The sequence below is a fragment of the Fervidicella metallireducens AeB genome (assembly GCF_000601455.1).
In the GTDB taxonomy this organism is placed as follows: Bacteria; Bacillota; Clostridia; order Clostridiales; family Caloramatoraceae; genus Fervidicella; species Fervidicella metallireducens.
Map to the genome: position 1 here is coordinate 41,087 of NZ_AZQP01000016.1, position 12,479 is coordinate 53,565.

The following is a 12,479-nucleotide window of genomic DNA, read 5'->3' on the forward strand; positions in this document are numbered from 1 at the left end:
ATATTAGTGAAAAAAGTAGTAAACAATGCGGCAGTATATGAAGAGGAAAATATCGATAAATGTTACAAAGAGATTTCAATTCAAATAGATGCAATAATTGAGTTAGTTAAGAAAATATGGGGAGAAGAATTTATAGAAAAAACTGTAGAAGAGAAGGATTTATCAAAAGAAATAGAAAGTGACTCTATTGAGGATAAAATTTATGCTTTACAAAAAATGATACTTGATGAGGATAATTATATTGATGATCCAATAGATGCTCTAAACAGAATAGAAAAGGAAATAGCTTTATTAGTTGCCAGAACCCATATAGAAAACAAGATAGAAGAAGATGTTGAAAGATATCTTGAGGAAAAACAAGAAAAATTTATAGACGAGATTAGATTAAATATTATAAAAAAACAAAGAGGCGGCGAAAACTCAAAAACCATTAAAAAATTAGAGGAACTTCAAAAATTAGAAAAAGTAAAGCTTTCAAAATCTATAATGGAAATTATGAGGCCTGCAAGGTTAAATGAAATTATTGGACAAGATATTGCAGTGAAATGCATTTTATCGAAACTTGCTTCCCCCTACCCACAACACATTCTGCTTTATGGACCTCCAGGGGTAGGAAAAACAACGGCAGCAAGATTAGCACTTGATATAACTAAAAAAATAAAATATACGCCCTTTAGAAAAAACTCACCTTTTATAGAGGTTGATGGAACAACATTAAGATGGGATCCAAGGGAGATTATGAATCCTTTGTTAGGATCAGTACACGATCCTATATATATGGGAGCTAAGAGAGATCTGGCTGAGGGTGGAATACCAGAACCCAAAACAGGTTTAGTTACTGATGCCCATGGAGGTGTCTTGTTTATTGACGAAATAGGTGAATTGGATATTATGCTTCAGAACAAACTTTTAAAAGTTTTAGAGGACAAGAGAGTTAATTTTTCTTCATCATACTATGACCCAGATGATGAAAATGTCCCTGCTTATATAAAAAAACTGTTTAATGAAGGTGCACCTGCAGATTTTATTTTAATAGGTGCAACAACACGTTCACCAGAGGAAATAAATCCAGCTTTGCGTTCAAGATGCATGGAAGTATATTTTCAGCCATTGAGTAAAAAGGATATAATACAGATAGTTAAAAATGCTGCAGAGAAGTTAAAAATAACAATGGATGAGAATGTTCCTGAAATTATAAGTCAATATACTATGGAAGGAAGAAAGGCTGTTAATATACTTGCAGATATTTACGGCTATGTAGTATACAATAGGGGAAATGATAATATTAACATAACAGAAAAGGATGCATTTAATGCACTTGCCTTATCAAGACTTATACCACATTGTATAAAAAAAGCTTTTAATAAAAAAGAAACAGGAAGTATCTTTGGACTAGGAGTCAACGGGTTTATTGGTTCAACCCTTGAAATAGAAGCTGTAGCTTTTAGAAATAAAAATAACGACGGTAAGATAAGATTTAACGATACAGCAGGTTCTATGGCAAAGGACTCTGTATTTAATGCTTCATCAGTAATTAGAAAAATTATTGATGAAGATATATCAGCATACGATATTCATGTTAATATAGTCGGTGGAGGAAATGTTGATGGACCATCAGCAGGAGCAGCAATAACCGTGGCAATGCTGAGTGCAGTAACTGGAAAACCAGTAAGACAGGATGTAGCTGTAACAGGAGAAATATCCTTAACAGGAAATATAAAGCCCGTTGGTGGAATTATTGAAAAGATACATGGAGCTATACAGGCAGGAATTAAAACTGTTTTAATTCCTGAAAAAAATAAAAAAGACATTCCATCCTGTGTAGAAGGAATAGAAATAATACCGGTTTCACACATAAATGAAGTTCTTGAATTGGTATTTTAGGAGGTGATGTAATGGAAGGTGCTATAAGAGTTCCCCCTCACAATATTGAAGCAGAACAATCGGTTTTAGGAGCAATGATGCTTGATAGAAATGCAATTGCCGAGGTAATGGAAGTTTTAGTGGGGGTAGAATTTTATAAAGAGTCTCATAAAATTCTTTTTGATGCAATAAAAGAGCTTTATGATAATGATGAACCCGTTGATATGATAACTTTAGTGGAACTTCTTAAAAATAAAAATCATCTTGAAGCTGTTGGAGGGGTTTCTTATATATCCTCATTAGTTGCCTCAGTTGCTACAACTTCAAATGTTAAGGCCCATGCAAAAATTGTAGATGAAAAGTTTACATTAAGAAGGTTGATAATTTCTTCCAGTGAAATAATTGACAAATGCTATACAGAACAGGAAGAAGTTGAAGCTGTAATTGGTGATGCTGAAAAAAAGATATTTGACATATCTCAGAAGAAAAACAAGCAGGATTTTGAGCATATAAGTGTAACCATAACAAAGAGTTTTGAGGATTTTGAAAATCTTTACAAGAATAAGGGACAGGTTACGGGAATTCCTTCAGGATTTACTGATCTCGATAGAAAAACCTCTGGTTTTCAAAAGGGAGATATGGTTCTTGTTGCAGCAAGACCATCAATGGGAAAGACTGCATTTACATTGAACCTTGCCCTCCATGCGGCATTAAGAGCAGGAAAAAGTGTTGCTATATTCAGTTTAGAAATGTCAAAGGAACAGTTAGCATACAGAATGATATGTTCCGAAGCAAATGTAGATATGCAGAAGCTTAGAACAGGAGATCTTGATGATGAAGATTGGGTAAGACTTGCCAGGGCAGCAGGTCCTATGGCAAATTCAAAAATATTTATTGATGATACACCTGGTGTCTCAGTTTCAGAGCTTCGTTCAAAGTGTAGAAGGCTAAAAATAGAAAAAGGCCTTGATTTAATAATGATAGACTACCTGCAGCTTATGTCTGGAAGTGGAAGGTCAGACAGTAGGCAGCAGGAAGTTGCAGAGATTTCAAGGTCCTTAAAGCTATTGCCAAGGAAATGGAAGCTCCTGTTATAGCATTGTCTCAGTTGTCACGTGCTCCTGAACAGAGGGCAGACCACAGACCAATTCTATCTGACCTTAGAGAATCAGGGTCAATTGAGCAGGACGCTGACCTTGTAATGTTTTTATATAGAGATGAATATTACAACAAGGAAACTGAAAAGAAAAATATTGCAGAAGTAATAATAGCTAAGCAGAGAAATGGCCCTACTGGTACAGTTGAGCTGGCTTGGCTTGGACAATTCACTAAGTTTGGTAATTTAGACAGATATCACAATGTTTAATGTATTGTAGCCCTAGCATATAATAGCTAGGGCTACAATACATTTTTACATTTTCTAGAAATAAATCATTAGTACCTATGTTCTATCATAAGTTTGTAAATATTTGCTGAATTTTCCGTAGAATTGTTGATTAGATAAGGTTAGTTTGATAAAATTAATGTGTAATTTTAATATTCGAATACTAATAATTTAAGAATGGAGTTGAATTGGTTTTATGTTTTTGGATTTTTCCTTTGGTATTATGAAGGACTTCTTGTCTTTGTTTTTCATTTTTATAATTATATTTATTTCTATTCCAGTGCTTATTTATTCTGGGGGATATATAGGAGAATATAGAAAAAATTATTCAGTAAAATACCATTGGTCTATGCTTATCTTATTTTTACTTTCAATGATAGGGGTAGTATTATCATCAAACAGCATATTATTTATGGTATTTTGGGAAATCATGTCTATAACATCCTTTTTTCTTGTTATATATGAATATAAAAATAAGGAAAATTTAAAATCAGGAATCCTTTATTTTGTGATGACACATATTAGCGGTTTATTTTTAATGTTTATGTTTGGATTTATATATAAATATACAGGTCAGACAAATTTTATAAAAATAACCCAAATGTATAGTAATCTAGAGACACACAAGGGAATAATATTTATATTTGCTTTATTAGGGTTTGGTGCCAAAGCTGGTCTTGTTCCACTTCATCCATGGCTACCAAAGGCACATCCATCAGCTCCATCAAACATTTCAGCTTTGATGTCAGGGGTAATGCTTAAAGTAGCGGTTTACGGATTTATAAGGGTAGTTTTTGTTTTGTTAGGGGGAGTTTCTTATAAATATGGTTTTATACTTTTATTTACAGGAACATTAACAGCTCTGTATACCATAATTAATGCTCTTCTTCAAAATGATATAAAGAAATTATTAGCATATTCAAGTGCTGAAAATATAGGATTAATTTTTTCTATACTAGGATTATCTATTATACTAAACAGTCTTAAACTGTATGAATCATCAATAATGGCTTTAACAGCAGGACTTTTTCACTGCTTAAACCATGGAGTCTTCAAAAGTTTATTGTTTACAGGGGCAGGAAGTGTCCTTTATGCTACTGGAACTAAAAACATGAATGAATTAGGTGGTCTTCATAGAAAGATAAAATTTACATCTATATGTGTTTTAATTGGAACCGCAGCAATAGCAGCAATACCACCATTAAATGGTTTTGCTAGTGAAAGTCTTATATTTATGTCCTTTATAAAATCTGTTATAGCTATTAAAAGTAAGGCTTTTGTTTTAATGATTGTAATTTGTGGTACTGCCCTTGCTTTAGTTGCAGGAGGAGCTATATATTCTGCTGTAAAAGCATATGGGATAACATATCTTGGTGAGGCGAGAAGCAAAAAAGCTGAAAACATTCACAGAATACCAATATCTATGAATGTTGGTATGGCGATTTTATCTCTTTATTCTATTATTTTAGGAGTTTTTTCACCATTTATTATAAATTTTATTTCTAAATATACAGCCCAATATATATTTATAAAAGAATATAGATTAAATTTCATAGGATATGAGACTATTTTTATCTCTATTATGTTTATTGTAATTATTACCTTAATAACCATTGTATCCAGAATTTTAGATAGAAAAAATAAAACCGAAACTTATGAAACCTGGGCTTGTGGTTTTAATAATTTTAAGCCTAATATGCAGTATTCAGGAGATGGTTATAGTCAGCCAGCAGCAAGATATTTTGGATTTGTTGGTGGATATAAAAAAGAAGTAATTATTAAAGATACAATTACACTTAAGCAAAGAGTTCATGATGTCATAGAAAGACAATTATATAATCCTGTGGTTGATTTTATTACATTTATTTCGGGCAGGATTGTTAAAATACATTACGGAAAAATACAGATATATATATCTTATATATTTATTACACTGATTATATCAGTAATACTTGTTCTAAAGCTTGTTTAGGGGGTGAGTGAATGATTATAAATATTATTCAAAGCATGATATTAATAATTGCAGCACCTTTATTTTCAGGAATACTTAAAAGAATAAAGGCAATATTAAGAGGATATGAAGGTGCACCTGTGCTTCAACCATACTTTGACATTAAAAAGCTTTTATCCAAAGAAAGGGTTATATCAAAAAGCAGTTCATTCATTACAACAGTTGGACCAATAATAATCCTTTCAGCAGCTATCCTTTCAGCCTTTTTAACTCCTGTTTTCTTTACAGCAGGAAATGAATTAATTGGAAATATGTTTATATTAATCTTTATACTATCCATAATCAAATTCTTCAATACCTTAATAGGTCTTGATTGTGCATGCACCTTTGGTGGAATGGGAAGTAGCAGGGAAATGTTTATATATATGTTTGCAGAGCCAGTTGTTTTTTTAATTCTTGCTTTTGTATATTTTGAAACAAAGAGCTTTAATATATATAAGATTGCAAAATTAAATGCTGTTAGAACTGATATATCATCAGCTCATATAGTTGCAGCTATAGCTTTTCTAATATGGTTGATTGCAGAGAATGCCAGAATGCCAGTTGATAATCCTGAAACTCATTTAGAACTTACAATGGTTCATGAAGCAATGATTCTTGATATTTCGGGAAGAGACTTAGCTTATATAGAACTTGCATCAGCAATAAAATTGGCTATTTTTCTAACAATATTTATTAACATATTTTTACCCTTTGGAATGGCAGTAAGTTTGTCAGCAGCAGCATTAATAAAGGCAGTTATTTTATATTTAATAAAGATGCTTGTATTTTTGCTTATAATTGCTATAGTAGAGATTTCCATTGCAAAGTTTAGATTATTCAGGGTTCCAGAACTTATTGCAGCTTCGTTCTCCTTTGCTATTGCAGCAATATCAATGATGTACTTCAGTTAGGTGGTGAGTTTATGCTTGAAATATTGTCAGCAGTAATTTTAATATCTGCAATAATAATGTCCAGTTTAAGAAGGGTAAACTTATTAATCAGGGGATTTTCAGTCCAATCTTTAGCAATTTCTCTTGTATGTTTTACATTAGGATTTAAAACAGGGGAGGTACATTATTATATAATTGGTGCATTAACTCTTTTGGTAAAAACCCTTATAATTCCTATTGTAGCAAGCAAATCTGTCAGGGAATTAAAGATAAATAGAGAAATGAAACTTATAATAGATGGATATTGGTCAAGTATTTTAACAGCTCTTTCAATTGCTACTACCTATGTATTTCTCGATAATTTTAACAATGACTTTGTAAAAGCAGGATTCGTTTTAATGGTTCTTGGAGGAATTATACTTATAGGAAGAAAAAAAGCAATAAGCCAGATGATTGGATTTTTGGTTATGGAAAACGGGCTAGTGTTATTTGAAATATCAATGATTAAAATGACATTGATTATTGAAATACTTATTATTTTAGAAGTGTTAATGCTTTCAGTAATAATGGGAGTTATGGTTTTCTATATCAATAAGGCCTTTGACACAGTTAATACTGATTATCTTTCAAATATAAAAGAATAGCAGGTGATATGATGGAATTTATCCTGATGTTTTCGCTTTTAATAACAACAATGATTTTTTCTATTTTTACAAAAGATATTAAGAAAACTGCAATAATAAATATTATTTCCTCAGTAATAAATGTTGCAGTAGTTATATATTTAATGTTCCGTATAAATTCCATAGGTTTTCTTTCTTACATGAATAATTCAATATATATAGATTCATTAAGCATAATACAGATGTTCGTCGGTTCGGGAGTTACATTCATAACAGCTATATATTCATATAGATATGTATTGAATGAATTAAGGGATGAAATTATATCAGAAAGAAGAGCCAGGGTGTTTTTTACTTTATTTAACGCCTTTGTAATATCTTTATTAATAATATGTATAAGTAATAACATTATGGGTATGTGGATAGGATTAGAGGGGACAACCATTGCCACAACATTTCTTATTGGTCTTGAAAAAAACAAATTATCTTTAGAGGCTGCATGGAAATATGTAATCCTATGTTCAATCGGTATAGGAATTGGGTTCATAGGTATAATACTTATGCTGTATTCAGCAGGACAAGAAACAACTGTTCTATCATTAAATTGGACAAATTTATTGAATTCATATAAACCAATAAATATTGATATGGCAAAAATTGCATTTACGCTAATATTTATAGGAATTGGAACAAAGGCTGGTTTTGTTCCTATGCATGCATGGTTTTCAGATGGCCATAGCGAAGCCCCATCACCAGTTAGTGCCATGGTATCTGGAATACTTTTAAACATTGCTCTATATGTTATTGTCAGATTTTATATAATTATAAAAATGGTTTCAGGAATAGAGAATGTTAAATATTTATTTATTATTTTTGCAATGATATCTTTACTGGTTTCTGCATTTACTATGCTGAAACAAACTAACTACAAAAGACTTCTTGCTTTTTCTTCTATTGAAAACATGGGGATAATATCACTAGGAATTGGTTTTGGAGGTCATCTTGGAATTTTTGGTGGATTGCTTCACTCAATAATACATTCCTTTGGAAAAACCTTACTGTTCTTGGTGGCTGGTAATCTAGTGTCGGTTTATAGAACTAAGCGAATTGATAAAATTCATAAACTGATTAAAACTATGCCAATGAATGGTGTGTTTCTAATATTGGGGATGCTGATTGTAACTGGAGCACCTCCATTTGGCTCTTTCTTTAGTGAATTTAATATTTTAATGGAAGGAATAAATAAGGGATATTACTTTGCAGTAACCTTGTATGCTTTATGTATTTTAATAGCATTTGCAGCTTTATTAAATGTGTTTATAAGAATGATTTTTGTTAAGGGAGATGAAGAGGAATATAAAAGATTTGATAAGGATAGTGAAAATATTGTACCAGTAATCATTTCTTTAATTTATGTTGTATTTGTAACATTAACATTTAATAACATCCTTTACCCAATACTTAGCAAGGCAGTTTTAATAATAGGTATTTAAGGAAGTGAAAAAATGAAAATAGAAGATTTAAAAAAGGATATTGAAAAACTTGGTTTCCCTATAAAAATAGAAATAAAAAATAAAAATGAACTGTATGTTGACATTGACAAGGATGATGTAAAAAAAATACTTGAGACAATGTTTAAAAAATATAAATTATATTTTTCAGGTCAGTTTTGTCTCCAGGACAAAGATTTTATAATAAATGTTATTTTAACGGATAGAAAAAATGGGTACCTTATAATTTTAAGATATAAAACTGAAAATGAGATAGTATCATTACAGGGAATTGCTAATCAAAGCAATTTGTTTGAAAGAGAAATAAGTGATTTGTTTGGTCTTGAAATAGCTGATGGAGAAGATAAAAGAAATATAGTTAAGCACGAAATATGGGAAAATGGTATACATCCACTCAGAAAGGATTTTTTATATGGACAGAGAGTTAAGGACTTATGTGAGACTGAAGAATACAAGTTTAAAGAAGTTATTACAGATGGCGGTTTTCAGATACCAGTAGGCCCAGTTCATGCAGGAATAATTGAGCCAGGACATTTCAGATTCAGTGTTATAGGGGAGTTAATAGAAAATTTAGAAATAAGACTAATGTATAAGCATAGAGGTATAGAAAAAATTTGCGAAAACGTAGATTTAAATAAATTAAATTTAATATTTGAAAGGGTGGCAGGGGAATCCTCTGCAGCTTATGGCGAAGCTTTTGCACAGCTTATTGAAAAGATAAGTGATTTCAAAGTTTGTGAGAGTATTATGGCACTGAGGGTTATTCTTTTAGAACTTGAAAGGATATATAATTTCCTTGATGACATAGCAGGAATTTGTGTAGACGTTGGGTTTAGTTATCCCGCTAAAAAATTTGGTTATATGTCAGAGTTAATACATCAGCTTTGTGAGAGAATAACAGGAAGCAGATTTTTAAGGAATGCTATAATTCCATATGGAAGTAATATTGATTTTACTGAAATTCAAAGGGAAGATGTAGTTAAAACAATAGATATAGTAGAAAAAAGGTTTAATGAAATTGTTGAAATGACATTGAATACAGTTTCCTTTTTAGATAGGGTTGAGCATACTGGTATAGTTGAAAAAGCAATAGCTAAAGAGCTTAACATGACAGGTGTAGTTGCAAGGGCAAGCGGGATACAGTACGATGTTAGAAAAAGTTTTCCTTATGAAGTATACAGACAATTAAAAAAATCTATAAACTTTGAAGAAATTGGCGGAGTTTTTGAAAGATATAATGTCAAAATTGCAGAAATAAGGGATGCTTTCAAATATATAAAAACATCCCTGACTTTAATAAAGGGAGATGTAGAAAAGAAAAAACAATGGATAGATATTGAGTCAGGTAAAGAAGGCTTTGCAGTTGTTGAAACGGTGAAAGGAGAATTAATTGTTTTTGCCAGGACGGGTGAAAACAACAAGATGGACAGGGTGTATTTTAAAACTCCTTCATTTACCAATTGGAATGGGCTGACCTATGCTGTTTTAGGAGAAATTGTGCCGGATTTTCCACTTTGCAACAAGAGTTTTAACATGTCATATTCTGAAAATGATAGGTAGGGATTAATATGAAATTTTTAATAGACAGGATAAAAAATGGAAATGAAACGATAAAAGATCCTTTTTACGAAAATGGATATTCATATGGGAAAGTTACAGTTGACATGAATAAGTGTATTGGTTGCAAAAATTGTTTAAAGCAATGCCTTGTAGGGGCTATAACTTTCCATGAAAAAATAGAAATTGCCAATAAAAAATGTATATATTGCAGGGAATGTTTAAATAGCTGCGAGGCAGGAGCAATAAAAATGAATAACGATTATAAACTTAGCGAAATTGAAACGGCAGGAGAGGAGCTTAAAAATAAAATCTTTAAGAGATTCAATAGATCTTTGATTTTAAGATCCGTTGACACTGGTTCATGTAATGCCTGTATGTTAGAATTGTCAGCAACAACAAACACATATTATTCCTTATCAAGGTACGGAATTAATTTTGCTGCATCTCCAAGACATGCAGATGGATTAGTTATTACAGGTCCAGTAACTATAAACATGAAAGAAGCATTAATAAAAACGTATTATGCTATGCCTCAGCCAAGAATTGTAATTGCCCTTGGTAGTTGTGCTTATGATGGAGGAGTATTTAAAGATGGGTATGGAAACTTTAAAAGCTTGAAGGATATAGTCCCAGTTGATTTAGTTATTCCTGGATGCCCTCCTTCACCACAGGCAATAATTTTTGGACTGTTAAAATTAATAGATAGAATATAAATAATAACCCATGTATAATCATGGGTTATTATTTATACTTTCGTAGGTTTTGTTAATAAAGATATCAATAATGTCATTTCCTACTAATAAATTCATTTTATAAAGGATAGAATTAATATAAACTAAATTTTCATAGGTATTTGCTTTTAGTGTATTTAGCATATCGATGTTTCGAAGATTATTTTTAATATCGTAACTTAGTATAGATTCCCCAGTGCTGGTAACAAATAAATTTATTGAATTTTTTATATTTCCCCTCTCTTTTAATAGAAAACCTTTTTTATGTAAATTATTAACAATAAGATTGGCAGTTGAACGGGACCAAAATCCTAAAGTGCTAAGCTCTGCTGAATTTATTCCAGGGAATGCCTTTATTATATTAAGTGCTCTAAGCTGAGGATAAGTAAGTCCAACATTTGCAAGCATATTAGAGTGTTTGCGTTCAACAGTAAGCACGAAAATTCTTAAAAGATTATATACCGTAGTGAGAGTTTTAATGTAGTTAGAGTCACTAAAATTAAACTCATTAAAATCAAATTTTAGCTCATACTGATTGAGTTTATCAATATATTCAGGAACATAATTGTTTTCTCCTGAAATAATAAGCTTCTTTAAGGTTTTAACCAGTAAATTTATGTCATCATATGAAATTTGGTTTAATAACTTCAAAATTGCTGCTGAAGAAGTTCTAGTTATCTTTACATCTGAAAGTTTATTTTCTCCAAGGGTGGTAAGTTTTAAATTATAAGTTTTTTTGTTAATTGTTTCTTCATTATATATATAACCTTTTTGCATTAATAGTTTTATAATACTTGATACTGTAGGTGGTGACCAACAGCCTATTTTTGAGATGTTTTCCTGAGATATACCAGGAAAACACTTTAAAATCCATAAAACCCTTAACTGGGGAAGAGTTAATCCGTGTTCCTCAATGTCTAAGTTATGTGTGTATTCTAGCTTCAAAAATAAGTATCTAGCAAGATTGTAAAAGGAGTATAATTCAAAATTAATCTTATTTTCCATCGAATATCCCCCAAAACTATGTTAATAATAAAACATTATAGCATAATAATCAGAAACATCATATAAAATACATAAAAATACAATATTGACATAAAATGAAAGCGTGATAATATGGAATTAGATAAAACTATTCAATTATGATTTAAGCTGGAATAGCTCAGTTGGCAGAGCGACGCACTCGTAATGCGTAGGTCGAGGGTTCAAGTCCCTTTTCCAGCTCCAGATTAGAAACATCTTTATATACTAACAAATAAACCAAGTCCTAAGGCTTGGTTTATTTGTTTAAACAGAAGTATTCTTTTTAAATAAGGATGCGTCTATATATTTATCCACATCATCCACAATGTAAGAATTATTATCTACATATATAACCACGAATTTACTGGTACCCTTTCTACCTTCATCAGAAGGAACCAAGGAAAAGGCTATCCAAAAATCTTTGCCCTTAAAGGCTATAGAATATTTTTCTTTACCGTAGGTTAATAAATCATTTTTAAATTGAAAACGGGAATCAGGAGAAACAGTAACTGATACTGTTTCAATACAGCAGCTTCTATAACCCTTTTGAACAATATCAAATAGTCCTGATAATGGGAATGAAGCGTATATACATTCTAAAACTTCTTCAACCTTTATGTTTGAGACAATTTCCTGTGCAAAATCTGGCAGAACTTTATGTTCCTCTTTTAAACCATCTATTACTTCTCTATCACCCATAAGGTTTTTTATAACCTTATTTAATTCAGATTGAACCCCGCTTTTTTCGTTACTTAAAATGTTTTCAATTCCTTTTTCATCCAGGCTGTTTAGTAGCAGGGATCTCATATTAAAAAATTCATTAAAATATTTAACAGAGGGATAAGAGTATAATATACTTTGCTTTACCTTTGCTATATCAGCAGCATTAATCATTTAAAAA

9 protein-coding genes, 1 tRNA gene and 1 pseudogene are annotated in these 12,479 nt (G+C 31.1%); 9 read left to right on the forward strand and 2 right to left on the reverse strand.

All coding sequences use genetic code 11. The features are described from left to right. Nucleotides 1–6 precede the first annotated feature (6 nt). The 8 genes and pseudogenes from lonC (at nucleotide 7) to nuoB (ending at nucleotide 10,537) form a co-directional block, all read left to right on the forward strand. Entirely contained in the window at nucleotides 7–1,884 is a 1,878-nt protein-coding gene (lonC, locus tag Q428_RS06615) for a Lon family ATP-dependent protease (RefSeq protein ID WP_084478183.1), read from the forward strand. Nucleotides 1,885–1,895: 11 nt separating this feature from the next. Then, nucleotides 1,896–3,229: pseudogene (locus Q428_RS06620) on the forward strand (replicative DNA helicase). A gap of 214 nt (nucleotides 3,230–3,443) precedes the next feature. Beyond that, complete coding sequence (locus tag Q428_RS06625) at nucleotides 3,444–5,219, forward strand: proton-conducting transporter transmembrane domain-containing protein (protein WP_035379338.1); 1,776 nt, start codon at nucleotides 3,444–3,446, stop codon at nucleotides 5,217–5,219. Nucleotides 5,220–5,230: 11 nt separating this feature from the next. Beyond that, nucleotides 5,231–6,151, forward strand: a complete 921-nt coding sequence (locus tag Q428_RS06630) for a respiratory chain complex I subunit 1 family protein (RefSeq protein ID WP_035379340.1) — start codon at nucleotides 5,231–5,233, stop codon at nucleotides 6,149–6,151. 11 nt (nucleotides 6,152–6,162) lie between these two features. Next, nucleotides 6,163–6,774 carry a hydrogenase gene (locus Q428_RS06635; protein ID WP_035379342.1) on the forward strand — a complete coding sequence of 204 codons (612 nt, stop codon included), beginning with the start codon at nucleotides 6,163–6,165 and terminating at the stop codon, nucleotides 6,772–6,774. A gap of 26 nt (nucleotides 6,775–6,800) precedes the next feature. Next, nucleotides 6,801–8,246: a proton-conducting transporter transmembrane domain-containing protein gene (locus tag Q428_RS06640; RefSeq protein ID WP_161633601.1), complete on the forward strand. Its 1,446-nt coding sequence runs from the start codon at nucleotides 6,801–6,803 to the stop codon at nucleotides 8,244–8,246. A gap of 12 nt (nucleotides 8,247–8,258) precedes the next feature. Further along, nucleotides 8,259–9,824 (forward strand): NADH-quinone oxidoreductase subunit D-related protein, encoded by a 1,566-nt coding sequence (locus tag Q428_RS06645; protein ID WP_035379343.1) that lies wholly within the window; start codon nucleotides 8,259–8,261, stop codon nucleotides 9,822–9,824. 8 nt (nucleotides 9,825–9,832) lie between these two features. After that, nucleotides 9,833–10,537 (forward strand): NADH-quinone oxidoreductase subunit NuoB, encoded by a 705-nt coding sequence (nuoB, locus tag Q428_RS06650; RefSeq protein ID WP_035379345.1) that lies wholly within the window; start codon nucleotides 9,833–9,835, stop codon nucleotides 10,535–10,537. An 18-nt stretch (nucleotides 10,538–10,555) separates the two neighbouring features. Here nuoB and Q428_RS06655 read toward each other — a convergent pair whose 3' ends face one another. After that, a complete protein-coding gene (locus Q428_RS06655; protein ID WP_035379347.1) occupies nucleotides 10,556–11,560 on the reverse strand; it encodes a MarR family winged helix-turn-helix transcriptional regulator in 1,005 nt (334 codons plus the stop codon). 146 nt (nucleotides 11,561–11,706) lie between these two features. Here Q428_RS06655 and Q428_RS06660 point away from each other — a divergent pair. Next, nucleotides 11,707–11,782: transfer RNA gene (locus Q428_RS06660), tRNA-Thr, on the forward strand. Between the two features lie 60 nt (nucleotides 11,783–11,842). Here the strand turns inward: Q428_RS06660 and Q428_RS06665 are convergent. Continuing rightward, nucleotides 11,843–12,385: a hypothetical protein gene (locus Q428_RS06665; protein ID WP_152539081.1), complete on the reverse strand. Its 543-nt coding sequence runs from the start codon at nucleotides 12,383–12,385 to the stop codon at nucleotides 11,843–11,845. Nucleotides 12,386–12,479 lie beyond the last annotated feature (94 nt).

Bases quoted from the DNA above. Each gene is read 5' to 3' on its own strand.
- Q428_RS06635 (WP_035379342.1), top strand. From the start codon at position 6,163: ATGCTTGAAATATTGTCAGCAGTAATTTTAATATCTGCAATAATAATG.
- Q428_RS06665 (WP_152539081.1), bottom strand. From the start codon at position 12,385: ATGAGATCCCTGCTACTAAACAGCCTGGATGAAAAAGGAATTGAAAAC.
- Q428_RS06655 (WP_035379347.1), bottom strand. From the start codon at position 11,560: ATGGAAAATAAGATTAATTTTGAATTATACTCCTTTTACAATCTTGCT.
- Q428_RS06630 (WP_035379340.1), top strand. From the start codon at position 5,231: ATGATTATAAATATTATTCAAAGCATGATATTAATAATTGCAGCACCT.
- Q428_RS06640 (WP_161633601.1), top strand. From the start codon at position 6,801: ATGTTTTCGCTTTTAATAACAACAATGATTTTTTCTATTTTTACAAAA.
- Q428_RS06645 (WP_035379343.1), top strand. From the start codon at position 8,259: ATGAAAATAGAAGATTTAAAAAAGGATATTGAAAAACTTGGTTTCCCT.
- Q428_RS06625 (WP_035379338.1), top strand. From the start codon at position 3,444: ATGTTTTTGGATTTTTCCTTTGGTATTATGAAGGACTTCTTGTCTTTG.
- nuoB (WP_035379345.1), top strand. From the start codon at position 9,833: ATGAAATTTTTAATAGACAGGATAAAAAATGGAAATGAAACGATAAAA.